24 protein-coding genes and 4 tRNA genes are annotated in these 25,108 nt (G+C 43.3%); 16 read left to right on the top strand and 12 right to left on the bottom strand.

What is annotated here, in order from left to right:
* The first annotated feature begins 194 nt into the window (after window positions 1-194).
* The 3 genes from QLG00_RS14660 to QLG00_RS14650 all read left to right on the top strand — a co-directional run bounded on the left by QLG00_RS14660 (window position 195) and on the right by QLG00_RS14650 (window position 496).
* Window positions 195-284: transfer RNA gene (locus QLG00_RS14660), tRNA-Ser, on the top strand.
* Window positions 285-295: 11 nt separating this feature from the next.
* Window positions 296-372, top strand: a tRNA-Arg gene (locus QLG00_RS14655).
* 47 nt (window positions 373-419) lie between these two features.
* Window positions 420-496: transfer RNA gene (locus tag QLG00_RS14650), tRNA-Arg, on the top strand.
* Window positions 497-627: 131 nt separating this feature from the next.
* On the opposite strand, the gene QLG00_RS14645 is transcribed toward QLG00_RS14650, so the two are convergent.
* Complete coding sequence (locus QLG00_RS14645; RefSeq protein WP_119690027.1) at window positions 628-2,388, bottom strand: hypothetical protein; 1,761 nt, start codon at window positions 2,386-2,388, stop codon at window positions 628-630.
* A 666-nt stretch (window positions 2,389-3,054) separates the two neighbouring features.
* Here QLG00_RS14645 and QLG00_RS14640 point away from each other — a divergent pair.
* The 3 genes from QLG00_RS14640 to QLG00_RS14630 all read left to right on the top strand — a co-directional run bounded on the left by QLG00_RS14640 (window position 3,055) and on the right by QLG00_RS14630 (window position 4,560).
* Window positions 3,055-3,131 (top strand) — tRNA-Arg (locus QLG00_RS14640).
* Window positions 3,132-3,377: 246 nt separating this feature from the next.
* Complete coding sequence (locus QLG00_RS14635; RefSeq protein ID WP_004934603.1) at window positions 3,378-3,875, top strand: YcxB family protein; 498 nt, start codon at window positions 3,378-3,380, stop codon at window positions 3,873-3,875.
* Window positions 3,876-3,912: 37 nt separating this feature from the next.
* A complete protein-coding gene (locus QLG00_RS14630; protein ID WP_004945219.1) occupies window positions 3,913-4,560 on the top strand; it encodes a fumarylacetoacetate hydrolase family protein in 648 nt (215 codons plus the stop codon).
* Window positions 4,561-4,606: 46 nt separating this feature from the next.
* On the opposite strand, the gene QLG00_RS14625 is transcribed toward QLG00_RS14630, so the two are convergent.
* Window positions 4,607-5,890, bottom strand: a complete 1,284-nt coding sequence (locus QLG00_RS14625; protein WP_151764093.1) for an MFS transporter — start codon at window positions 5,888-5,890, stop codon at window positions 4,607-4,609.
* Window positions 5,891-6,028: 138 nt separating this feature from the next.
* Here QLG00_RS14625 and QLG00_RS14620 point away from each other — a divergent pair, with 138 nt between their 5' ends.
* Window positions 6,029-6,943 carry a LysR family transcriptional regulator gene (locus QLG00_RS14620; protein WP_004934610.1) on the top strand — a complete coding sequence of 305 codons (915 nt, stop codon included), beginning with the start codon at window positions 6,029-6,031 and terminating at the stop codon, window positions 6,941-6,943.
* Window positions 6,944-6,951: 8 nt separating this feature from the next.
* Here the strand turns inward: QLG00_RS14620 and QLG00_RS14615 are convergent, their stop codons facing one another.
* Window positions 6,952-8,196: a YihY family inner membrane protein gene (locus QLG00_RS14615; protein ID WP_004934611.1), complete on the bottom strand. Its 1,245-nt coding sequence runs from the start codon at window positions 8,194-8,196 to the stop codon at window positions 6,952-6,954.
* Window positions 8,197-8,312: 116 nt separating this feature from the next.
* Here QLG00_RS14615 and wrbA point away from each other — a divergent pair, with 116 nt between their 5' ends.
* Window positions 8,313-8,909, top strand: a complete 597-nt coding sequence (gene wrbA, locus QLG00_RS14610) for an NAD(P)H:quinone oxidoreductase (RefSeq protein WP_025095654.1) — start codon at window positions 8,313-8,315, stop codon at window positions 8,907-8,909.
* Window positions 8,910-8,982: 73 nt separating this feature from the next.
* Window positions 8,983-9,627 carry a LysE family translocator gene (locus tag QLG00_RS14605; protein WP_282471300.1) on the top strand — a complete coding sequence of 215 codons (645 nt, stop codon included), beginning with the start codon at window positions 8,983-8,985 and terminating at the stop codon, window positions 9,625-9,627.
* Here QLG00_RS14605 and QLG00_RS14600 read toward each other — a convergent pair.
* The 7 genes from QLG00_RS14600 to miaB form a co-directional block, all read right to left on the bottom strand.
* Window positions 9,622-10,008 carry a hypothetical protein gene (locus QLG00_RS14600; protein WP_282471299.1) on the bottom strand — a complete coding sequence of 129 codons (387 nt, stop codon included), beginning with the start codon at window positions 10,006-10,008 and terminating at the stop codon, window positions 9,622-9,624. The genes QLG00_RS14605 and QLG00_RS14600 overlap by 6 nt on opposite strands.
* A 169-nt stretch (window positions 10,009-10,177) precedes the next feature.
* Window positions 10,178-10,753 (bottom strand): xanthine phosphoribosyltransferase, encoded by a 576-nt coding sequence (locus QLG00_RS14595; RefSeq protein WP_004934626.1) that lies wholly within the window; start codon window positions 10,751-10,753, stop codon window positions 10,178-10,180.
* Between the two features lie 145 nt (window positions 10,754-10,898).
* Window positions 10,899-11,615, bottom strand: coding sequence for a DUF3108 domain-containing protein (locus QLG00_RS14590; RefSeq protein ID WP_004934628.1), 717 nt, complete (start codon window positions 11,613-11,615; stop codon window positions 10,899-10,901).
* A gap of 156 nt (window positions 11,616-11,771) precedes the next feature.
* Window positions 11,772-12,455 carry a hypothetical protein gene (locus tag QLG00_RS14585; RefSeq protein WP_004934635.1) on the bottom strand — a complete coding sequence of 228 codons (684 nt, stop codon included), beginning with the start codon at window positions 12,453-12,455 and terminating at the stop codon, window positions 11,772-11,774.
* A 469-nt stretch (window positions 12,456-12,924) separates the two neighbouring features.
* On the bottom strand, window positions 12,925-13,407 hold the full coding sequence (ybeY, locus tag QLG00_RS14580; RefSeq protein WP_004934638.1) for an rRNA maturation RNase YbeY: 483 nt from the start codon (window positions 13,405-13,407) through the stop codon (window positions 12,925-12,927).
* 83 nt (window positions 13,408-13,490) lie between these two features.
* Window positions 13,491-14,573, bottom strand: coding sequence for a PhoH family protein (locus QLG00_RS14575; protein WP_004934640.1), 1,083 nt, complete (start codon window positions 14,571-14,573; stop codon window positions 13,491-13,493).
* Window positions 14,574-14,614: 41 nt separating this feature from the next.
* On the bottom strand, window positions 14,615-16,066 hold the full coding sequence (gene miaB / locus QLG00_RS14570) for a tRNA (N6-isopentenyl adenosine(37)-C2)-methylthiotransferase MiaB (RefSeq protein WP_004934643.1): 1,452 nt from the start codon (window positions 16,064-16,066) through the stop codon (window positions 14,615-14,617).
* Window positions 16,067-16,384: 318 nt separating this feature from the next.
* On the opposite strand from miaB, the gene QLG00_RS14565 reads away from it, so the two are divergent.
* The 4 genes from QLG00_RS14565 (at window position 16,385) to QLG00_RS14550 (ending at window position 20,566) form a co-directional block, all read left to right on the top strand.
* Window positions 16,385-18,301 carry a lytic transglycosylase domain-containing protein gene (locus QLG00_RS14565; protein ID WP_282471331.1) on the top strand — a complete coding sequence of 639 codons (1,917 nt, stop codon included), beginning with the start codon at window positions 16,385-16,387 and terminating at the stop codon, window positions 18,299-18,301.
* Window positions 18,302-18,338: 37 nt separating this feature from the next.
* On the top strand, window positions 18,339-19,004 hold the full coding sequence (locus tag QLG00_RS14560; protein WP_004934648.1) for a ribonuclease T2: 666 nt from the start codon (window positions 18,339-18,341) through the stop codon (window positions 19,002-19,004).
* Window positions 19,005-19,182: 178 nt separating this feature from the next.
* Window positions 19,183-20,169 (top strand): malate dehydrogenase, encoded by a 987-nt coding sequence (locus tag QLG00_RS14555; RefSeq protein WP_004934651.1) that lies wholly within the window; start codon window positions 19,183-19,185, stop codon window positions 20,167-20,169.
* Window positions 20,170-20,320: 151 nt separating this feature from the next.
* Window positions 20,321-20,566 (top strand): DUF2789 family protein, encoded by a 246-nt coding sequence (locus tag QLG00_RS14550; protein ID WP_004934654.1) that lies wholly within the window; start codon window positions 20,321-20,323, stop codon window positions 20,564-20,566.
* A gap of 31 nt (window positions 20,567-20,597) precedes the next feature.
* On the opposite strand, the gene QLG00_RS14545 is transcribed toward QLG00_RS14550, so the two are convergent.
* Window positions 20,598-21,125, bottom strand: coding sequence for a hypothetical protein (locus QLG00_RS14545; protein WP_119025332.1), 528 nt, complete (start codon window positions 21,123-21,125; stop codon window positions 20,598-20,600).
* Between the two features lie 87 nt (window positions 21,126-21,212).
* Window positions 21,213-21,821, bottom strand: a complete 609-nt coding sequence (locus tag QLG00_RS14540) for a 2OG-Fe(II) oxygenase (RefSeq protein WP_025095649.1) — start codon at window positions 21,819-21,821, stop codon at window positions 21,213-21,215.
* Window positions 21,822-21,933: 112 nt separating this feature from the next.
* Here QLG00_RS14540 and rlmJ point away from each other — a divergent pair, with 112 nt between their 5' ends.
* The 3 genes from rlmJ to QLG00_RS14525 are packed head-to-tail and all read left to right on the top strand — an operon-like array spanning window position 21,934 to window position 24,760.
* A complete protein-coding gene (gene rlmJ, locus QLG00_RS14535; RefSeq protein WP_004934667.1) occupies window positions 21,934-22,791 on the top strand; it encodes a 23S rRNA (adenine(2030)-N(6))-methyltransferase RlmJ in 858 nt (285 codons plus the stop codon).
* Between the two features lie 42 nt (window positions 22,792-22,833).
* Entirely contained in the window at window positions 22,834-23,667 is an 834-nt protein-coding gene (gene pssA, locus QLG00_RS14530) for a CDP-diacylglycerol--serine O-phosphatidyltransferase (RefSeq protein WP_004934670.1), read from the top strand.
* Window positions 23,668-23,686: 19 nt separating this feature from the next.
* Window positions 23,687-24,760 carry a DUF6670 family protein gene (locus QLG00_RS14525; protein WP_004945251.1) on the top strand — a complete coding sequence of 358 codons (1,074 nt, stop codon included), beginning with the start codon at window positions 23,687-23,689 and terminating at the stop codon, window positions 24,758-24,760.
* Window positions 24,761-25,108 lie beyond the last annotated feature (348 nt).

Here is a 25,108-nt window from a genome sequence, read left to right as displayed (position 1 = left end):
TGCAAGATTGTGTGATGCCTGTTTGGGCCGAATACATTCGTGCTTATCGCTATAGTAGCAAGCCCAGTGCATGAAAATACTCAAATTAATGTGGTTTTTGTTTAAAAAATAGATGATTGGATAAAAAACTAAGAAAAATTAGAAGTGATGACTTGCAGTCATGGGCTTTAGTTTGTATTATGGCGGCTCGTTACGGTGAGATGGGTGAGTGGCTTAAACCACATCCCTGCTAAGGATGCGTACGGGTAACTGTACCGAGGGTTCGAATCCCTCTCTCACCGCCACTTTACTTAATGCGCTCATAGCTCAGCTGGATAGAGCACTTGGCTACGAACTAAGGGGTCGGGAGTTCGAATCTCTCTGAGCGCACCAAGTAAAATATTGCAAAAGTAACGAACGCCGAAAGGCATACAAGTAATGCGCTCATAGCTCAGCTGGATAGAGCACTTGGCTACGAACTAAGGGGTCGGGAGTTCGAATCTCTCTGAGCGCACCAACTTGAAGAATTAACCGCTTAATTGCGGTTTTTTTGTGCCTGAAATTTGGCTATATGACGTGTTACTTATACGCCATAAAAAAACCGCCTACATCAAGCAGGCGGCTGGGTTGTTCAAGGTTTAAATGGGTTTAAACCACGCTTAAGTTTTGATCAAAGAGCTGATCAAGCAAATTGGTTACGCTGCCCAAGCCTTGACTTGTACTGGTGACTGAACCAAGCGATGAGGTCACACCGCCTAATAGATCTGTTAGGCCACCAAGGGAAGCACTTGAACCTGTCGCAGAAGTTGAAATGCTTTCGAGACTGTTTAAGAGTGTCTCGACCACATCGAGAGTACTGTCTGCGGCGACATCGACAATATCAACAAGTGCATGTGCAGTATCCGCTGTTACTTCGGCAGTACTGACTACCAAGGTTTCACCCACATCTATTAATCCATGGACAGCATCACTTACACTGCCCAGCACATCGGTTAATGTATCAAATGAGCCAACACTGCCTGCACCCGCAAGACCGCCCAATAAATCCGTCACGGCTTCAAGTGGGTTGCCTGATGTACCGCCAGCAAGTCCACCTAATAAGTCGGTCACAGATTCAAGCGGATTACTATCGAGTCCGCCTGTGAGGTCAGATAAAATCTCTGTGGCACTCGTGCCACTATCGATCAATGTCGCCGCAACCCCTGTTAATGCATCACTGACTGCTGTTGGATTCAGGTCGAGTGCACCAGAAACAGCATCCAAAACACCATTGACGGTCGCTTCAGAAGTTTCAAAAGTTAAAGTACCTAAATCCGCCAATGCTGAAATTTGGTCAGCAGCTTGAGGCAAAATATGAATACCAGAACTTTCTAAAGTATCGATCGTGGAGGTAATGATATCGGTTTTGAGTGATTCTAGCCCTTGAAGTGCATCGATTCCAGTTTGCAATGGTGCGGTTACACTACTTAATGCACCTGTTAAGGTACTTAATGGATCGCTGGATGTTCCACCCGTAATACCGCCCAATAAATCCGTGACAGCTTCAAGCGGGTTACCTGATGCACCGCCAGTGAGTCCGCCCAATAAATCCGTGACAGCTTCTAGTGGATTACCTGATGTACCGCCAGTGAGTCCGCCTAATAAATCCGTGACAGCTTCTAGTGGATTACCTGATGTACCGCCAGTGAGTCCGCCCAATAAATCGGTCACAGACTCAAGTGGATTACTATCGAGTCCACCTGCGAGGCCGGATAAAATCTCCGTGGCACTTGTGCCACTGTCGACCAATGTCGCCGCAACCCCTGTTAACGCATCACTGACTGCTGTTGGATTCAGGTCGAGCACACCCGAAACGGCATCCAAAACACCATTGACTGTGCTTTCAGAGGTTTCAAAAGTCAGTGTACCCAAGCCAGCCAATGCTGAGATCTGCTCGGCAGCCTGAGGCAAAATATTGATGCCAGAGCTGGCTAGGGTGTCAATCGTGGAGGTAATAATATCGGTTTTCAATGACTCCACGCCTTGAAGTACATCGATTCCGGTTTGCAATGGTGCGGTCACGCTACTCAATGCGCCTGTAAGAGTACCGAGTGGATTCCCTGAACCTCCACCTGCAAGGCCGCCTAATAAATTGGTGACAGTTTCGAGTGGATTTCCTGATGTGCCACCAGTAACTGTACCCAATAAATCGCTGACCACGCTGGTTGGTGCTGTAGGTAAACTTGTTACCACGGAGCTAATGGTGGTTGGTAGTGTGGAAATACTACTCGCAACCGCAGTTACTGTGGTCGATAAAGACAAAGAAAGATTCAGCGAACCTTCCGATGACGCACTTGATTGACTGGTAACAGCATTACCCAGGTCGTGAGTAATTTTTGAAATAGATGAAACGAGAGCTTTAAGAAACATGAGTGTGCATTCCTATTTGTGCAATTCTTATACATTTTTTGGTTAACTGTAAATTTAATCTTGTTTTGTGTCTTTATTGCGAATGATGTATCGGTCTATTTGTTAACCATGACTCAGTATTGGCTATGTATAAAAAACAGTCAACAAAATCTTAAAATTAAGAAAAAGCGGCACCTGAGCCAATTTTAAAAAAAGAATCTGAGAAAAATTTAACCGATGAATTAAAGCTATTTTGAATAAAAATTGATAAATTTAAGTGATTTAATCCCATGTCTATAATGCAATTTTTCTTTTACCTGAGGCGAAATTTTTTATTTTATTTTTGGCAGTAAGGTCAATTTTATTATTTTGAATGCTTTTACTTAATTAATTTTTTAATACTAAGCTTATTCAAGTTCTCATTTTATTTTGTTAATGCATTGAAAATGAATATATTCTGCTTTTGTAAGAATTTATGACAAAGTTTATACAGCAGAGATTGAGTCAAGGGTATCAGCGTTTGAGCGATAACGGTACATAGGCTGAAAATGCTAAAGTTGCTATAAAAAAGCATTAATAAGTATCAAGATGAGCTTATTCGTTTAAGAACTGAACGGTTGACTCTATTTTGTGAAAAAACTACTTATCAAAAACTAAAAAACACGTATAATGCGCTCCATCAAGTACGCGCTCATAGCTCAGCTGGATAGAGCACTTGGCTACGAACTAAGGGGTCGGGAGTTCGAATCTCTCTGAGCGCACCACTTGAAGAATTAACCGCTTAATTGCGGTTTTTTTGTGCCTGAAATGTATGGGCAGATCTATTCGTTCAATTTCCTTTCCTGATACATCCAGCTCTATCGTCTATCAGCTCGATACAAATATAAATTTACATGACAGCTAACCAATAATCGAATGTAAATCTTCAATCAAATACAGGTAATGCTAAAGAAAATGCGTGAACTGGTGTAGTATTTTGAACGTAATTCATCGCGTATGTTGAACCCACTATGTCAGAACTTAAACCTACCGTTTCTTTACGTTATCACTTGAATTTAGAAGAGTCGCAAGATGGTTTTACCCTTGCAACTTTCGGTAAAAAGCTTTTTACACGTTTTATTACCCCAGTGATTAGTATCGCAATTATTGCATGGGGGATTTATTTAGGCTTGGATGGCGTAGGGCGCTACTACGTTGGCTTGGGTGTATTTTTCCTGATCTTGCAAATCATTATGCGCTACTGGTTTTTGCCGATGATGTTTAAACGTCAATTTGTAAAATATCAATTTGGTAAAAGTGAACAGGGAATTGATTTATATCAAGACCGGATCGAGCTGTATGCCACAGGGCGTAAGCAGCAGTTTGCCTATAGTGATGTGGCACATTTTGCAACTGGAAAACTGACCTACATGATTGAGCTGAAAAATCGAACTGTGGTGATTGTGCCAAAACGCGTTCTAGCAAATACCGCAGAAAAAAACACGTTTGAACATGCATTTAAACGATAAAACCTAAAGATTTTACCTGTCCAGAAGGAAGACAAAAATGACAGCACGGCCATCTAAAATTATTTGTGTCGGACGAAGCTACGCCGAACATGCAAAAGAATTGGGAAATGCGATTCCAGATCGTCCAGTTTTGTTTATTAAGCCACCGAGCAGTTTGATTGGTCTATCGCAAGGTATTCAATGGAATACGGCAGAGGGCGAATGTCATTATGAATGTGAGCTAACTTTAAGGTTGGACCGTACTTTACGTCAGGAAACAGACCCAGCCAAAGCACTTGAGGCAATTGGTGCGGTAACCATCGGGCTTGACCTGACCCTACGTGAGTTGCAAACCGAGTTAAAAAACAAGGGACAGCCGTGGGAGCGCGCAAAAGCTTTTGATGGTGCTTGTGTACTTGCGGATTGGGTAGATGTCAGTGAGGTTCAAGATTGGGCACATGTCACGTACAGTTTCCATATCAACGATCAGCTTCGTCAATCGGGTGATACTGCGCTGTTGTTACGTAGTATTGGGGAATATCTATGTGATATGAGCCAGGCATTCACGCTTGAGGCGGGTGATGTGGTCATGACAGGAACCCCCGCAGGTGTAGGTGCATTAACACCAGGCGACCGTTTAAAAATGACCTTAAACGGCAAAACCCAAGCTTTTGTTTGGGAAACCTTTGTACACGCCAACTTTTAAAATCATATGCTGCCTTGTTGTGTTCGCCATACAGCAAGGCATTGCTTTAAATACGTTTAGATGTAATCGGTTGTGATGCTGTGAGTACAATCACAATTGCGATAAAAGCCAGCGCCAGTGTCAGATACACCACCGCATGCCAGCCGCCATATTGCCAAAACCAGCCGCCAGCAGAACCCACAATACTCGATCCTAAGTAGTAAAAAAGCAAATACAATGCGGTCGCATGGCCTTTGGCTGTCTTTGCTTCTAATCCTACATTACTGCTCGCAATAGAGTGCGCAATAAAATAGCCTGTTGTGATTGCGGCAATCCCCAAAATAATCACAAATAATCCATGGGCAAGCGTCATCAGTGTACCGATTACAATGGCAGAAAAACCGACCAAAAGTGCAATTTTACGACCAAGTCGATCGACTATGGCGCCCGCCCACGACGACGATACCATGCCCAGACTATACGATAAAAAGATCAAGCTAATTTGAGTCTGACTTAAAAGGTACGGGGCCGCCGCAAGACGAAAAGACACATAATTAAACAAGGTCACAAAAATACTGGTGATGAGAAAACCAATCCAGTAAATGCGAAGTAAGCGTGGATTTTGAAGATGATTTTTCCATGCTGAAAGATGAAAACGCAATTGCATGCCTTTACGTGCAATAAAGTTTTGTGAAGTGGGCAATAACCATAAAAAACCGATTGCGCAACATAAACAGATCACCCCAAGTACGCCCAGAGCAGAGCGCCATGAAAATATTTCGGTCAGCAAACCCATTCCAACACGACCCATCATGCCGCCAAAGGCAGTACCCGCAATGTACAATCCCATGGTTTTACCCAAATCGGCCGGATGGATTTCTTCTGCAATCCATGCCATCGCCACCGCAGGCACACCGCCGATCACAAAACCCTGCACGGCTCTGGCGACTAACAGCAAGTGCCAGTCGGGAACCCAGCCCGCAATCACATTCAGTATTGCGGCCAGAGCCATCGAGATAAACATCAAACCTTTACGACCCAAGGCTTGAGAAAATGCGCTGGAAAGCACAATGGAAAAGGCCAAAAACCCGGTGGTCAGAGATAAAGCCAGTGCACTGGTACCGGGGCTGATGTGAAAGGTATGCGTAAATTCAGGCAATAGGGGCTGAACGCAATAAATCATTGAAAAACTGGCAAAGCCTAACAAAAACAATGCAAAACCCGCTTTACGATAAGCAGTCGTACCACGCCTGATAAAATTTGAAGCAGATTCTTGATGAGATTGATCTGTAGAGGTCTGATTTGAGGCAATAGCCGTCCCGGACTCGTTAACAGTGGAACGAATCGACATAACATAACCTGAAATTGATTTTTTAAAAGAGAGGGGGTTTGTTGGCAGTGCTTGCCTAGCTGCCAACACAACAAAGATTAGCAATCTACTGTATATTTGTCTAATATATAAAAATAGGGAACGTCATAGCTTTTATATATGGAACTTCGACATATTCGCTACTTCATCGTGGTCGCAGAAGAAAAAAGTTTTACCAAAGCAGCGCTTCGACTCGGAATTAGTCAACCGCCGCTCAGTATGCAAATTAAAAATCTAGAAGATGAAATTGGAACCGAGTTATTTTATCGCTCTGCTCAAGGCGTAGAACTCACCCCTGCGGGCGAGGCATTTTTGCTGAGCGTGCAGCCGATTCAGCAGCGAGTGAATGATGCGATGCAGTTGGCACAGCAGGTGGCCAATGGTGAGTCAGGACAATTGCGGCTGGGTTTTACAGGCACGTCTATGCTCAATCTGCTTTTGCCCAAAAGTATTCGCTTGTTTCAACAACATTACCCCAAAATCAGGCTTAAACTGGAAGAAGCCAATTCACTGGTACTGATGGATCGCCTGCTCGAAGACCAATTAGATATTGCCTTGGTGCGCCCTCCAGAACATGTTCCCGCTGGGCTCAGTTTACAATTGCTGATGCATGAACCGATGCTGGCTGTATTACCCAGCGGACATCCGCTCGCTCATCAAACCTCGATTGAACTCAACGCACTCAAGCAAGATAATTTTATATTATCACCGCCGTCAATCAGTGCAGGCCTTTTCGATGCCATCACCAATGCCTGTCGTAGCCATGGTTTTGAACCCAAAATTGGTCAGAATGCACCGCAGATTGTCTCGATTGTGTCATTGGTTGCGGCCAATCTAGGCGTATCGTTGGTGCCCGATTCGACCAAACAATTGGGTATTACCGGCGTTAAGTATCTCGATATACAACCGCCAAAGCCAATGGTTAGTCTGGCATTGGCGTATCGTAAAAATACACATTCGCAGCCTGCCATCAACTTTGCCAGTTTAATTCAGTCTTTAAAAATGCAGCACAACCATAATCATCACGACCTCTAAAGACCGAATCACTTGCTTTCAAATAGAGTCGACAAGGGCATCGAAAGTTTTGCCGCCAGATAATCATCGGCATCAATCAGCGCAGGGCCAATTTTTTGCATCCATTCATCATCGGGATGAATGTTGCCGACATCCTGACGCAAGGGCAAAGCAAAAGGCAGTGCGGTAAAGAAGGTCCAGAAGTCGACTTGCGACAAATTACGCACCAATACGTATTCATCCTTATCGGTGCGTTTAATCAGATTTTGCTGTTCAAGCAAATGCACATAACTTGGCCAGCGACCAATTTCGCCGCGCCCTAAAATATCCAATGCTTCAAGATCAGTCACACTTTCGCCCTTTTTCTGTTTCTTATAAAACAGCTCAAGTACATCGAGCAGCATTAACACAGGATGGCGTGTTTGAATTTTTTCAGAATGAAATGCGGTCAGCGCATAGCTGACTTCTACTCCGAGCAACACAATATTCCAAGACAAGAAAATCCAGAGCAGAAAAATAGGAATGGCAGCAAAAGCACCGTAGACCAACTCGTAGCTGGTAAAATTGGACATCAGAAAGCTGAAGATATGTTTGAGTAACTCAAAAATAGTGGCACTAAAACATGCGGCAATAATGGCTGAATACATCGGTACCGTTCGATTTGGAATCGTCCAATACAGAATAAAAAAGCCCAAGATGGTCAAGCCGAAAGAAATGAGCCACAAGATAAAGGCACCGTTAAGTTCATAGCCAGCAAAATTACTGCTCAGAATATTCATCGATGCAACGGTCGATGAAATCACGAAGGCGCTACCCAATATAATGGGTCCAAGTGAAATAATGGTCCAATAGCGCATAAAGCCAATCAGGCCCGTGCGGGTTTCCTGAACGCGCCAGATCCGGTTAAACGCCGTTTCAATGGTACTGAGCATCATCACTGTGGTAATAAACAGGAATAACACCCCAATCACCGTCAAATTACTGGATTTTTCAGTGAATGAATTGAGTAATCGATCGAATGCAATGGTACTTTTCGGCAAAAAATTACTGTAAATCAGCTGTTGCAGTTGCTGACGGGCAGGTTCGAGTGCTTTGATGGAAGAGATGATCACCAAAAAAACGGTCAGCATCGGAACCACCGCAAATAAGGTGGTATAGGTGAGAGAGCCCGCTTGTTCGCGACAACGGTCGGCTTCAAAACGTTTCAACACAAATAAAATGAATTGGAACCATTTTTTCTCATAAAAAGGTAGTTTCTTAAATAGATCTAGCATAAAAATGATGCCCCAATTTTATAATCATGATGTTTCTTCAGTTTCAGTGTTAAAGCTTAGCCAAAAAAGCGCATAAATATCGTATAGTTTTCTTTTTAACAAAGTTTTTAAAAATTATGCAACCGTATGTACTTGTCTTGTATTACAGCAAATATGGCTCGACACAACAAATGGCGCATTTGATTGCCAATGGTATTGAAGCACAGGGCATTGCCACTAAAATTAGAACCGTCCCGAATCTGACCACGACTGTGAGTGAGCTTGAACCTGCGGTGCCAGATACAGGAGATGTCTATTGCACACTTGATGATTTGGCCGGCTGTTCAGGACTGGCAGTGGGTTCACCTACACGCTTTGGGAATATGGCCAGTGAAATGAAATATTTTTGGGACCAGACCACCAGTTTGTGGCTCAATGGTGCCTTGCACGATAAACCTGCATGTGTATTTACTGCATCTGGTTCGATGCATGGCGGTCAGGAAAGTACCTTGCTGAGTATGCTCAATCCACTGTTCCACCATGGCATGATGATTTTAGGGCTTCCCAATTCACTTCCGGCGCTGTCTAACACCAAAACTGGTGGAACGCCATATGGTGCCAGCCATGTCAGTGGGCCACGTCACGATCAAGCGCTCAGCCAAGATGAAAAAACATTGTGTGAAGCGATGGGGAAACGTTTGGCAACGACGGTCAAAAAACTCACACAGCATTAACAGCCTTTACAACTTGATATTCTAAAAAAGCTGCAGGCCTTGTGTTTAGGGCATTGCAGCATGGTGTATTTCGATGAATTATTTTATTTTGGCACTGTATATCTTTAGTATTCTGGTCATGATTGCCACGCCTGGTCCCGTCATGTTACTGGTAGCCAGTACAGGCCTGAAGCAAGGATATCTGGCAGCGTTAAAAACAATATTAGGCACCAATCTGGCCTCACTCATTTTAATCGGTCTTTCTATTTTGATGCTTAAGGGTCTATTTACCGTCAACGCAATTTTGTTTGAAGGTATTAAATTATTAGGATGTCTTTATATTGCCTACTTGGGTATTGAGATTTTAAAGTCTTACCGGCTTGAACCAGTACAAAACCTCACCACCTCGAACGTTCAGGGTGGATTCCAGCGCGGTTTTTTAACGGGAATATCCAATCCTAAGGATATTATTTTCTTTTCCTCATTTTTTCCGCAGTTTATTGGTTTGCACCCTGATCTGAATATTAGCCTGAGTGTATTGGTGGTGGTCTGGATTGCGCTGGATTTTCTGACGTTATCGCTGGTGTATTTGGGCTTTAAGCGTCTATCAGATTCGATATGGAGTACCAAGATACTGGCGATTTGCGGTATGGTTCTATTATTGATTGCAGCGTATGGTCTATATAATTCCCTAACTTGGCTGACTTCATACCAAGCAGGGAACGGATATGCATTATAAAATGCGGTTAAAGCGCGTGCCGCACTTTTCGCAGCGATAATCTTGAAAAATATTTTTATCAATTACAACGCCGGCTTTTTTACCAAAACGATTGCCCAAAAAGCCGCCGGTAATTCCGACACTAATAGCACCAACAAACGTACCAATCGTACCGCCTACAATGACACCGAGTGGTCCTGCCACAGTACCGATTGCGGCGCCCACTGAAGCACCAGAGGCTGCACCGCCGACTGTACCTGCGGCTGCACCAGCCGAAGTTAATAATACGCCGCTGGCTTTTTGTATCATTTGCTGCTCATGATTGCGTTGCTCAATTTCGGTCGAGCCACATTTGGGGCAGATCACTGGGCTATCTTGTTCGTTTGAAGAAGTCTCGGTCATCTATTTTTAGATCCTGTTGGCCGTGCGTAAAAGCTAGGGCGGTAATTGCATTCTAGCGAAATAAAATAATAAAAGTTTAGTAGGCTTGTAAATGGTCAAATCGAATGTTTCAGACATTAAAAAAGCGCCGAAGCGCTTTTTTTGACATTAAAACTCAGTTGTAAATGTCTTATTCTTTCACAAATGTCACAGTGCCGTTTTCGAGCGAGGCAACACGTGCCAAAGACTCAACACGATACCCTTTCTCAAGCAAAAGATCACGACCTGGCTGGAAGGATTTTTCAATTACAATACCCACACCAATAATTTCAGCACTGGCTTGATGGATCAAATCGATAAGACCCAAAGCAGCTTGACCATTGGCCAAAAAGTCATCAATCACCAGAACCTTATCAGTCGAACTGATGTGCTTGTTTGAAATGGCAATGGTGCTTTCAACTTGTTTGGTAAACGAAAATACCTTCGAGCGATAAAGATCATCTTTGAGTGTCAACGATTGATATTTACGCGCAAAAATGACAGGCACTGACAGTTCAAGACCCGCCATCACGGCTGGGGCAATCCCTGATGCTTCAATCGTAACAATTTTGGTGATCCCTGTATCTTTAAATCGCGCAGCAAACTCTTTACCAATCTGTTGCATAAGGACAGGATCGATTTGGTGATTTAAGAACGCATCAACTTTCAACACCTGATCAGATAGAACGATGCCTTCGGTTAAGATTTTCTGTTCTAGTGCGTACACAGGAGAATCCTCTAGGACGGATGCTTTTTCAAGCAAAAGCGTATTTTAAAAAGCATCTGAAAAAATGCAAGCCAAAATCGACAAAAAAGTTGATCACTTAGTCAAAAATGGCTTGTCTTTATAAAGAGAATATTCAGCTGAACGACTAGTTGGTTTTACCGGTATAGCTAGTCAATAATAGCCCATAAGAAGTTTTACCATCGATATGGCTCACTTTTACAGGTAAGTAATCGAGCTTCGGTGCCAACCAGAAAATGGTACTTTTTTCCGCTTTATCATGCTGAATGACCACTTTAATGGTGTTATAGGTACCATAAGGTGTTTTGATCGATTCGGTACCCTGTTTGACAAAACGACGCGTATCAATGCCTTTAGCATCTGCAATCGGATAGGTCGATTTTAAGCCTGAGCCTTGCAAGTCTTCACGAATTTGCAATTCGGCATTGAGTTCATCGAGTACACCTTGTTGCCATGCAAATGAACGCTTTTTATCGTCTTTTTGCGTGTTGATCATTTTACTTGATGGATTAAAGTTAATGTTCATGGTGTTGCTATGCACCAGAATTTTACTGGTACGATTAAATTGCTGCGAGGTAATTTTACCGTTTGACCAGTTAAATTTACTGGTTTCGCTTGCAGATGCAATGGCGCCTGCTTTTGCAGAGAAATTGTAGGTCCAGTTGTTACCACTTTGCTGAGTCAAGCTTCGTGTAGCAGAACCGAGGTTTTTACCGTTGTAGGTAAATTGATAGTTGGCCTGAAATGGACTCATGGCGAGGGTATGTGTAGAGAACCCCGCAAACAACAGGGCACTAGAAAGTCCTGCTGCAAAAGTTAAGGTTTTCGTTACATGATTTGCCATACAGAGATCCTTATCGTTTTTAAAATAAACAAGATTGTACCTGAGAACAATCAATTAAAACCAATCATGATGATGCCACGAGATCATGAAGAAAATGCCAATATTCGATCACGTTCTGTAAAAGAAGCGGATGAAACGGTGTGCTAAGTTGGCGATTTAATCTTCTTTTTGTTTGATGGGCGTGATTTCAGTTTCGGCGATATCGAGTTCTTCATCAATTTCGTCATATTCATCTTCAGATTTGCTAAAGAGAGCCATCAAATTCACATTGCCCATGATGACCAGTTCTGCATCGCGTAATACCGCATGATTCACGTGTACTTTGGCTAATGTTTCAATAATTTTACGATTTTTACCTAGCCAGCGGTTTAAATCCAGATACAGCAAATCATCACGTACTTTAACCACATCAAATTTTTCTAAAATTACACCCAGTGGGTCTTTTTTAAGGACTTTTTGATAGAAAAAGAGCGCTGATTTCACTGCAAATTTCTGAAAGATATTTTTGTATGTGGCTGTGACGATTTGCGTGTCACTAATTTGTTCAAAAACAATCAATTGCAGCTCTTTGTTTAGCTCCATCTGAATGAGTTTTAAGTCGACTGAAAGTGTAGTATGTAAGCCCTTCACATTTAATGTGGCATACAGGCGTAACCAGTCGTTATATAAATCGGCATGCAGATCTTCAAGAATTTCAACATTGTCTGTCACATAGCGTTTAAACGTTGCATTGAGAAAAACCTGAGAGAGTGGAAATTCACGTTCTTCTTCAATGAAGTCTTCAGCTTTACGATAGACTCGCTGAAGCTGTTTAGCAATCGATGACAGAATTGTTGGCATAAAAGCGTTCCAAAATAAAGTTGAACACATTGAAATGATCAGAAATTACAAATCAGAAAATTTGCAAATCACACATTTCAGTTTCAGGAGAAGTCTAATTTTTTTAAATTGAGCGGGTGCGCAATTCCCTTTAAAGTTGATTACATTTGTGCACAAATTACAAGTGTTATGATAACGACTTTTTTCGTCTTACGATGCAATATTTTGTGATCGAGTTAACAATTCAGATATATTTGCTTTATATAAGATCATTTGATCATTCAATGTTTCAATAGGATTTTGCACATAAAAAAAGATGTTGTTTCTTGATCTAGCCATCGAGTGGATCTTTGGGAACATGCACAATCATCATCAATATTTTTTTGGCCAATGGAATAAAAATTAATATAAGCGGATACGCAATTAGCCAAGACAGCATCAAAAAGACCGCATTTGCGGTCATTAAAATGGGGAACAGATCAGCGAACAGTTAATCTTGTTCGAGATACGGATTGGCCAAGCCGAGTTTAGCCAAAATCTCAATTTCAAGTGCCTCCATTTCCTCGGCATCTTCTTCACTTATTTCATGATCATAGCCGAGTAAATGCAAGGTGCCATGTACCAGCATATGCATAAAATGATCATAGGCCGCTTTTTTTTGATCAATGGCTTCTTGCAAAACCACTGGAATACAGATCACCAGATCACCCAGTGGACGCGCATCGAGTAACGGTAAAATATCTTCTGGAAAGTCACTTGGAAAAGACAGCACGTTAGTAGATTTATCTTTACCGCGATACTCGAGGTTGAGGCGATGACTTTCCTCATGATCGACACAGGCAATCCCAATTTCGCAATCCGACTGCACATCGACATGACGCAATGTCATTTCGATGGCTTTTTTAAGCGGAGCTCGTTTCAAAATTAAATCGGGCGATTGCACATCGTCTTGCAAACTAAGATTGAGTTTCAAAATATTACCTTCATAAAAATAGGGGAAAGCATGGCAATCCCCTGATTTAAGTGTGTTGTTAAAATGGGTACAAGAGCTATAACTTAAGCTTCCTGATGCTGAGCATCCGCAGCGGCATCATGTTCACTCATTAAGGCTTCCTGTCGCGCTTTACGTTCAGCGCGTGCTTCAGAACTTAAGCGATTTTGTTCAGAATCCCAGCCTTCATAGGCCTCAACAATCTTCTGAACCAATTGGTGACGGACCACGTCACGCGAGTGAAAACGCGTAATGTGAATTTCTTTAACCGGCTCCAGCACGCGTAAAGCATGTGCCAGACCCGACTGCTGACCGCGAGGCAAATCCACCTGAGTGATGTCGCCAGTGATGACCGCGCGTGAACCAAACCCTAAGCGGGTCAGGAACATTTTCATCTGTTCTGGCGTGGTATTCTGGGCTTCGTCCAGAATAACAAAGGAATGATTCAGTGTACGACCGCGCATATACGCCAGTGGTGCCACCTCAATGACTTGACGTTCGATCAGCTTGGCCACTTTTTCAAAACCGAGCATTTCGTAAAGCGCATCATACAAGGGACGTAAGTACGGATCGATTTTCTGTGCCAGATCGCCCGGCAAGAACCCCAGTTTTTCACCTGCTTCAACTGCAGGTCGAACCAGTAGAATGCGCTGAATTTCATTGCGTTCTAGCATATCGACGGCCGCAGCTACCGCAAGATAGGTTTTACCTGTTCCTGCAGGCCCGATCCCAAACGAAATATCGCTTTGTAAAATGCGCTGCACATAACGTTTTTGATTGGTTCCGCGTGGATTGATACGACCTTTTGGGGTCTGTAACCAGACATTATCAAGACCTGTATGTTCCTGATTTGCATCATCCATCAGTTCTCGATCTGTCTGGCTGCCTTGAATCATAAGGTGCAAAATATCGGCACTGATCTGATCGGAAATTTCAGATTCGTCGTAAAGACGCTGGAGCAGGGACTCAGCTCGCTCGACTGCATCAATGTCACCATCGATGTAGAACGCGTCACCACGATGAGTAATTTGTACATCTAAACGCTGTTCAATCTGCTTCAAATGACCGTTGTATGCACCAAGCATGCTTTTTAAACGGGTCATTGAAACGCCGGGAAAATTAACGGTACGTCGAATCGCTGCAGTCAAAGAATTATCCTTTTTGTAGCCTTTGTTCTAGTACCCTTACATTACGCCACGTCAGGCTCAAGATTCAAGAGCTCACCGTAAACTAAATTTAAAGTTTTAATTTCGGTAATCTCGATTTCTGCAAAACGCCCCACCCATGCTGCATCACCAATAAAAGTGACCATACGGGTATTGTCCGCTGTGCCGAGTAAAAGATTCGGATCTTTATCAGATACTTTTTCAATTAAAACCCGCTGTATTGTGCCTTTCATGGCATCGGTCTTACGGATACTCGATTGTTTGATCCAGTGTTGCACCTTGGCCAATCGCTCTTTTTTCACATCTTCAGAGGTCGTATCTTCAAGCTCGGCAGCCGGTGTTCCCGGGCGTTTTGAGTAAACAAAACTATACGAATGATCAAAATCCAAGTCTTTGATAAACTGATAAGTTTCTTCGAAGTGCTCATCGGTTTCACCCGGAAAGCCAATGATAAAATCACTAGAGAGATGCATATCGGGGCGAACAGCACGTAGCTTGGCAATTTTCTCGATATACACATCAATGGTGTGGTTGCGTTTCATGGCTTGTAATACTGCATTTGAACCACTTTGAACAGGTAAATGCAGGTGCGAGACCATTTGCGGTAAATCACGGTAGCACTGGATAAGATCTTCTGAAAACTCAAGTGGATGCGATGTGGTATAGCGCAAGCGACCTATGCCCGGGATTTCTGAAACGAGTCGTAACAATTCAGGGAAGGTGCAGATCCCGCCGTCGAATGTTTCGCCGCGATAACCGTTTACATTTTGACCAAGGAGCGAGATTTCACGCACGCCTTTTTCGGCCAGACCCGCAATTTCAGCCAGAACGTCGTCGAGTGGGCGCGACACTTCTTCGCCACGCGTATACGGCACTACACAAAACGAACAGTATTTTGAGCAGCCTTCCATAATCGAAACAAATGCTTTAAAGCCCTCAACTCGCGGTTCAGGCAAAAAGTCGAATTTTTCGATATCTGGAAAGGAAATATCCACCAGCTTGATTTTGTCTTTTTTAGGTTTTTCAATCTGATCTTGATACTGATCTAACATCTGTGGCAAACGATGCAAGGTTTGCGGACCAAAGACCATATCGACATATGGCGCGCGTTTTTGAATATTGTCGCCTTCTTGAGAGGCTACGCAGCCACCCACGCCAATAATCAGCTCTGGATTTTTATCTTTTAGCTTGCGCCAGCGCCCCAATTCACTAAATACTTTTTCCTGCGCTTTTTCACGAATCGAACAGGTGTTCATTAGCAAAATGTCGGCTTCTTTGGGATCTTGCGTCAACACATAACCGTGAGAGTCGCCGAGAAGATCTGCCATACGGTGACTGTCATACTCATTCATCTGACACCCTTGAGTTTCAATATACAGTTTTTTAATTGAAACATCAGGGGTGTGCGTTGGCTGGGTAACAGTGTTTTCTGAGGCAGCTTTGGCACCATTTGGAATGAAGGTTTGAACCGTCATGTAGGCTCCTAAAACAAACGGGATAACGCACGTATTTTAACTACGCACTTTGAAAGGCCGCAATTGTAGCAGTAATTGCACAAAAGATAGCAAATTAAATCGGGCACAATGCGTATTGATTTTCCAGTTAAAATATAATCATGATTAATTTTGGTGAATCAGAAGGTTACATAACACAACAGTAGGATGCATGAAGAATAATTACACTAGCACTGCATACCGAATGTTGGGGTTTGGAAAAAAGCATCTATGGCATGGAATAAAAACAGCAAATCATTACTTGCAACGCTTCTAAATCGCCGGCTGATTCGCTTGAGTATGCTCGGAAGTTTGGCTACGTTGTCAGGCTCTACCGTTTTTGCTGCCGAAGAACAGTTTAACGATGCGCTCCGTGCCGCCAGTGCTGGCGACACCGTACTCTTAGAGCAGTATCAGTTGTCCATGCAAAATGATGTTCTGGGTTACTACCCCGAGTACTGGAAACTCAATACCAATCTGGTGTTACAACCACCCGCGAATATTGTTGCTTTTGCCCAGCGCTATCCACAGTCTGCCATGGCAGAAAAGCTTTCTGCAGATTATGTCGAAGAAAAAGTCAAACTTGGCGACTATGTTAGTCCGCAAAGTGTGGTGCCGTATGTGACCAATCCTGATCGCGCGGAAAGCTGTGCGCTGGCACAAGTACGTGCCAAAGCGGGCGATGATCTGGTTTTTGCCGAATACAAAGATGTCTGGCTCACGACAAATACCCAGCCAGATTTATGTAACGGTTTGGGGCGTATGATGCTTTCAAGTCCACTGATGACCACTCAGGATAAAAAACAGCGTTTGTGGGGGCAGTTGCGTGCGGGTCAGTCCGGGTTGGCGCTCAGTACTGCACAGACCATTGGCGTGAATTTATCTTTAGCGCAGCTCAATCAGATTCAGGCGGCACCACAGAACTATTTATGGTCGGCACCTAAAAACAACGATGCCGATTATGCTTATCTCATTTATGCAACAGGCCGTTTGGCAGATACTGATCTAAACGGTGCGCTGGCTTCGGTTCGACGTAATGCCGAAGGCACACCAGCAGACGTTCAGAAATATCTTTATCGCACTGTCGCCTATATTGGCGGCACCACGGTGATGAAAAATAACTTTAACCGTGATGTGTTGACCTTGTTTGACATGAGTTACGGTTACCCGTTTAGCCCAGAAGAAGCCGAAATTTACGCACGACAGGCAATTCGTTTTGGGGCTTGGGAAAGTGTGATTCGCGCGATTGATAGTATGTCGGTGGCGCAAAAGCAAGAAGATCGCTGGCAATACTGGCTTGCACGCGCCTCTGAGCAGCGCAATGATGCAAATGCCAAGGCAACAGCCCAGCAAATCTATCGTAAGCTGGCGCAATCTGGCGATGACTATCACAATTTGCTTGCCAAAGACCGTTTGGGTGAGCGCTACAGTAATATTCCGCCGTATGCGCAAGCCACCGCCAGCGACCTCGATCGTTTACGCCGAGATATTCATTTTAATCGTGCATTTACACTGCGCCGTATCAATGCACCAGACAATTATGTCAATCGTGAGTGGAACTGGGCTGTTCGTCAGGCGTATTTGCGTAACGACGATGGTTTATTGCTTGCAGCTGCACAGCGTGCCCAAGAAATGGGCTGGTATGATCGTGCGATTTATGCCGCAGACCGTACAGTAAGCAAGCACAATTATGGTTATCGTTATATTATGCCGCATCAGGTGACGGTGGTGAACCATAGCCAAAATGCAGGTATTGATCCGGCGTGGGCATACGGTTTAATGCGTCAGGAAAGCCGCTTTGTGATTTCTGCGCGTTCTCATGTTGGTGCAGGAGGCTTGATGCAGATCATGCCTGATACCGCCAAACTGGTTGCGCGTCAGATGGGAGAAACCTACAATCCGGCGGCCTTAACCGATATGAATACCAATATTCGATATGGTACCTTTTACTTGTCCATGATTCAGAATCAGCTGAGTGGCAATGCCGTTTTAGCGACGGCAGGCTATAATGCAGGCCCGAATCGGGCACGACGTTGGCAACCGGATACCCAAACGATTGCAGCAGATCAATACACAGAAAGTATTCCGTTAACCGAAACACGTGACTATGTAAAACATGTGATGACCAATGCATCGCACTATGGTGTTCTGTTGGGGCAAGGTGCGCAATCTTTGCAACAGCGAATGCGTGCTATTCCAGTACGAAGTACACCTTAATCGGGTTTTCCTTGAAATAACGTTAAGTTTTGATTCGATGAAAAAAACAAGTTTTGTATCCAAATATTTGGCAGGGTTGATAGGCGCATGTTTATGGGTCTATGTACTTATCGTCACACCACAGGTCCACGCCGATTCTGGTCGATTACAAGGCTATGTCATGCAAATTGAAATGACACCCGCAGTCTGCTCAATAGATGCATCCAAACGTAAACAGCGCAAGTGTCTCGAAGGTTATTCTCTTACAGTGATGGGCCTGATTCCAGAAACAGGCAATATTACCGAATGTAAAACCAATTCATCGGCCATGCTCTCTCCGATACAAACCAGTGTAGTGGCCCGTTTGATGCCAGACGAGAGTGCTCGTACGCAACTCTGGCGAGGAGTTGGCGGATGTGTGCCTATGAATGCCAGCCAATATTTCCGAACGATTGTTAACTTTGCAGATCGTTTGAAAATTCCATCTGAGCTGACTGGTCCCACCACTAAAGATGTGCAGAAAAATACCATTCGACAGCAGTTTTTAAGACTTAATCCATCGCTTCCCGCCAGTGGCATTAAATTTACCTGCCAAAGCTCGCGCTCTAAACCCATTCTGACCGAGGTTCAGGTGTGTTATCAGGTCAGCGGTGCTTATACGCAGTGTGCCAGTCATGTGGTGTCGAGTTGCCCAGAAGAATTTACCATTAAAGGTAGTTATTAGACCTTGGTCCAAAGCCTTGTTATTTTATTCATATTTCCTATCATACTTTTGTTGAAATCCATTCTCTTTTACATGCAACTGTTGTGGGTTTGGAGTACAATCTTTGCCGTTTATGATTATTAGATTAAATGGACGAACTGTTTAATCATCTTAACGATCCTCAATTGGAGATAATTACATGAAGCAACCCGTTCGCGTTGCCGTTACTGGCGCTGCAGGTCAAATTGGTTACAGCTTATTATTCCGCATCGCAAGCGGCGAAATGTTAGGGAAAGACCAACCAGTTATTTTGCAATTGCTTGAAATTCCAGTTGAGAAAGCTCAACAAGCGCTAAAAGGCGTAATGATGGAACTTGACGACTGTGCATTCCCATTATTGGCGGGTATGATCGGTACAGATGATCCAAAAGTTGCATTTAAAGATGCAGACTATGCATTGTTAGTGGGTTCACGTCCACGTGGTCCAGGTATGGAGCGTGCTGACCTTCTTAAAGTGAATGGCGAGATTTTCATCGGTCAAGGTCAAGCGCTGAATGAAGTTGCTAGCCGTGACGTAAAGGTATTGGTTGTAGGTAACCCTGCGAACACCAATGCGTACATCGCAATGAAATCTGCTCCAGATCTTCCAGCGAAAAACTTTACTGCCATGCTACGTCTTGACCACAACCGTGCCTTGACTCAGCTTGCGCAAAAAGCGGGCGTTGCTGTATCTGACATCGAAAACATGACAGTATGGGGCAACCACTCACCAACCATGTATGCAGACTATCGTTTTGCAACTGCAAATGGTGAAAGCCTAAAAGACAAGATCAACGATGCGGCTTGGAACAAAGACGTGTTCCTTCCAACAGTAGGTAAACGTGGCGCTGCGATCATCGAAGCACGTGGTTTATCATCTGCTGCATCTGCTGCAAACGCAGCGATCGATCACATGCGTGATTGGGCGTTGGGTACAAACGGCAAATGGGTGACGATGGGTATTCCATCTGACGGTTCATACGGTATTCCAGAAGGCGTAATGTTTGGTTTCCCTGTGACGTGTGAAAATGGCGAATACAAAATTGTTCAAGGTCTTGAAATCGACGAGTTCAGCCGTGAACGCATCAACTTCACGTTGAATGAACTTGAAGAAGAGCGCGCTGCAATTGCAGACATGGTGAAATAATTCACCCTCGCATAAAAAAAGCACTTCTTATGAAGTGCTTTTTTTATGCTCATACAAACACTCACAAGAACACACACCGCTCAAACGGAAAACTCAAATCATATTGTTTATATTGAATATATAACAATATGATTTAAAAGAGGATGTCAGCATGTTTGAGTCACAACCTACATTAGAACTACTGTTTGAACAATTGGGCTTGGAAGCAACCCCGGAGGCTATCGAGCAATTTATCCAAACTCACCAGATTGCTGCTGAAACTAAACTTCATGAGGCCGAATTCTGGTCGGCTGGACAACGCCAGTTTCTAGAGAGTCACTGGGAAAAAGATGATGAATGGGCCATTGTGGTCGATGAGCTCAATCAACAATTGCATGTTGAGGCGCATTCATCTTAAGTTATAGTCTCAGCTCGAAGCTGGAAATTGATTAGTGAGTTTTTGAATGTATCAAAGCTTTGAACCAATCAAGCGAACGTACTGAATTAAATGCACTATGCTGTTGCAGCAATTCAAGATCCAGCTGTTCACTCTTTATGTATTTGTCGAGCCAGTGGCGTGTGAAGGCCAGCTCTTTTTTGACTATAGACGCATAAGCCAAAAAGAAATACACGTCACCATGATTTAAATGTGCGAGCGGCTTTAAAATTTGCTGGGTAATGAGCGCAAATTTGTTGTCTTGGCTTAATTCAAAATAAACCATATAGGCTTTTGCCAGTTGCAACGACAGGTCGATATACATCGACATCGGCATTTCCTCAAACTCCACGCGTGACTGCTCTAAAATGGCAATCGCTTCGTGTAAAAAATGCAGTCGCTCTTGGCGATTATGACTTAAAGTGACCAGTTGTAGTCGCAGATCACCTCGCTCCAATGCAAGCTCAGGAGAGTTGCCGTCAAGATAACGCTGATCCGTTTCTCCAATTCGTTCTACAATCATTTTGCTTGTATCAGACATATATTGATCCTCGAGATTCTTATGACATTAATGAGGGTAGATTTATCGTTTAAAAGACCCAAGGTAATATTGGTGATCGATATGATCTCAGCTTGACCAAGCGCTACTTGCACTTCGCAGCCAAGCGGTAATGGATAATCGCTGCTGATGAGACATTAAAACCTCATGCAACAAGTCACTTTGAAAGATTACTAAGCGATTAGGTCGTGGCTGAATGATATGCCACTCGCCATTTTTATCTTCAAGACGAAGTTGTCCACCCCAACTGTCTTGCCATGTTTGATGTAAATAATAGACGCTTGAAATCACGCGATGATTTTTTTGCTGCGGGTTGTCTCGGTGCAGCGCATAAAATTCACCAGCATTGTAGCGTGCGTAGTGCGCTTCAATATTTTGTATTCCAGTATAAAAAGCGCGATTAATCTCTTGTCCTAAAGCGTGTAATACATCGATGTGTTGTTGTGCGATAGGAAGCTGATCATCAATCCATAAAATATGATCACTACGAATCTGGCTCACCACGCCATTTTGAATCTGTGCTTCACGAAACGCATTCAAATGCTGAGTGCATTCGTTGGTTAGTTTTTGCATCAAGCTCAATGGATGCAACTGATCGATCAGACTAAAGCCTTTAAAATTAAGATCATCGAGCACACGATCCAGGTCAAATTCACAATTTGAATACTCGGGTTGCATACATTCTCAAAACTAAAAATCAATACTCTGAAGTATTCTAAAACATCCGATCGACACGTAAGTAAGTTTTTTCATGCTAATATAGCCGCTGATTTGAGGAATTATTTGAAAGATGAATTATCGTCACCATTTTCATGCGGGCAACTTTGCGGATGTAATGAAGCATGTGCTCCTGCTACAACTTTTGACAAAATTAAATGCCAAAGATAAGCCATATCGATATATCGATACGCATGGTGGGGCGGGAAAATACGACTTGTCACTTGCACCTGCGCAGAAGTCGGGTGAGTTTCTAACCGGTATTCATCGTCTGGTTCAATTGGGCGACATGGAAAAGCGTCAAGCACCTGAAGGCGTTCAGCAGTATCTAAAACTCGTTGAAGCACTTCGCGCTGAAGAAGGGCGGGGAACATATCCGGGTTCGCCTTGGTTTGCACTTCAAGGTATGCGCGAGACTGATAAAGCCACTGTATTTGAAATGCAGCGTGATGTTTTTCAGCAGTTACGTGACAACATTCGTGACAAGCGTGCTGGCTTACATGAGCGCGACGCTTACGAAGGCTTGCTTGCGGTGATTCCACCCAAAGAAAAACGTGGCTTGGTGATGATTGATCCACCTTACGAGCTAGAGCGTAAAGACTTTCCGCAGTTGGTCGAGCTGTTGTGTGAAGCCTACAAAAAATGGCCGACAGGCGTTTTTGCGGTATGGTATCCAATCAAAGACCGCGCCATGATTGATCGTTTTGAAAAGAAAATGATGAAAACCGGCATTCGTCGTCAATTGATTTGCGAAATTTGCGTATGGCCTGACGATACACCGGTCGGTTTAAATGGATGTGGATTATTGGTGATCAACCCACCTTGGCAGTTCTCAGAGCAAGCGGATCAAGCATTACAGTGGTTATTTCCACATTTGCGTATGCAAGAGACAGGTGGACACGCGGCAGTGCGCTGGTTGGTTGGCGAATAATACGCGGCATCTAAGCGAGAGGATTCTTGGGAATACATAACAATGACAAATACACCAAAACTTGAAAATGACTCCAAGTCAGACGAGCATGGATTTGACGGCATCACTTTTGAAGTGGTCGAAGAAGAGCACACCAATGAAGGTCAGAAAGTTAAACGCCGTGGCATTTATCTCTGGCCCAATTTGATTACCACGGCAGCATTGCTGTCGGGGTTTTATTCGATCATTGCAAGTTTTAATGGCGATTTTGTTCACGCAGTGTATGCCATTTTCCTGGCAGCATTGCTCGATGGTCTAGACGGACGAGTGGCGCGTGCGATTGGTGCGCAAAGTGCTTTTGGTGAACAATACGATTCTTTATCCGACTTACTGGCTTTTGGTGTTGCACCAGCAATGCTGATGTACAGTTGGAGTCTGCATGATTTGGGTCGAATTGGACTGGCCTGTTGTTTTATTTATACAGCATGTGCCGCATTTCGTCTGGCACGCTTCAACGTTCAAATTGGTGTAGTCGATAAACGTTATTTTATTGGTATTGCCAGTCCTCTAGCGGCTATTCTTGTGATTTCATTGGTTTGGGTCAGTCGTGATTATCCGTTTATCTTTGATGTGCGAGATATCGCCGTTCAAATCGGATATGCGGTTTATATGGTTGTTGTGGCCTTGCTCATGATCTCGAATATTAAATATTATTCGTTTAAAGAAATGGATCGTAAACGCGTTCCATTTGCCGTGATGTTGCCAGTGGTGCTAATTTTTGCAGCAATCACGTATAATATTCCTATGGGTATTTTAGTGGTATCACTGGTTTATGCATTATCTGGTTTTGTGACCACTTTATTTGCTCGAAAACAGGCTTCAGTCACCAAGACATAAATTCGAAGTGAGGTTGAGTATGCAGATGTTGATGACACCATTTAATCCATCGATGCAACTGAGTCCTCACTCCCGACAACGGACCTTGGCATATCATCCGCCCAAAGGGCGTTTTAAGTTGATTTATCAGGGTCTGATTTTGCCGGGCTTACCCGCACCGCTACACTACATCAATTTCATGAGCCTGATCGGTCAGGCGAAAATTCCGATTTTATACAATAAAAATATTCTCAAACACAAAGCGTTAGATACCGCATCGGTTTTTGTCAGTTCGAGTCCGCATCTGGCAGGCCAACTCAAATCCTATTCCATTTCAGAACAATGTCATTTCAGATCTGACGCATTTAATTTTGATCAGCAAGACGTTATTCAAGGCTATTTTCCAGATTTTCACTTTAAACGAACCGACTCTGCTTTAAGTGTAGATTTGAAAGTACATACTGTTAATGTACTGTCACACTACACTCCTTTAAAGTGGGGCGTGTTTGAACACTGGTCGCTTTTGTGCTGGTGTCAAGGGCGCGTGATGTTTGAAAATCACTGCTATGAAGTGCAGGGCATGGGGAGTTTTGAATATGCACGCTCTGCGCATTTGCCTTATATGCCCGTTTGTTTCTTTACTCATCATGTTTTAAATTTGACTGATCAGTTACAGGTACTTTTGACTCAAGTACGCAATCAATGGAACCAGATTATTTATTCACGCGCCGATTTACGGAATTTGGATGGCCGTGTAGAAAGCTATAAAGACAATGTGTTTTTTCAGATACAGCGTGTCTATCCAAAAGTGACGACCCCCAATTTTAAAGAAATGTATTTGCCGCGTGAGTTCTTATGGCAGGTATATGTGAAAGACTGTTTGTTATTAGAGGTCAAAGGAAAGAGTCGAGGCGATTTTAAATTCGGTTTGGCAGCAGGTTATGCCGGAAGCTTTCAATTCAATGCGATTTATAACAATCAACATTACAAGGGCGAAGCTGGGTATATCGAATACATCGATATGCGGCCGTTACACTGGCAAGAAAAAGATCAAAGTGCATTATTAGAGCTTAAAAACACTGAAATTCAGCCTTGTATACTAAAAAAAGATTAAAAATAAACCGAAAATCATAATTTCGAACAAAAACTGTTCGCTTGAAAAAAAAGAAAGGCGAAAGGGGTTGTAAAGGAATGGAGATGGTGTAGAATGCACATCCATCGGCGGTGATGCAGATAGAAACTTGTTGAAAAACAGTAACTTGGCTTGAGTGGTTGGGTTATGGGTTTGAAGATAAAGTTTTAAAAATATCGAAATTGCCTGTTGACTTTGAAGAGATTTAGAGTAACATAGCCGACCTAGCTTGATGATGACGAATCATCGAGAAGATCATTAAGAGAATAGAAGAACAACTTGTGTGGATTTTTACTGGTTGATTAATCGATATATATTATCATTAATTGA

Source organism: Acinetobacter sp. V89_7 (assembly GCF_029967895.1).
Lineage (GTDB): Bacteria > Pseudomonadota > Gammaproteobacteria > Pseudomonadales > Moraxellaceae > Acinetobacter > Acinetobacter soli.
Note: the sequence above shows the minus strand (reverse complement) of the source record. Positions and strands in the feature narration are given on the sequence as shown.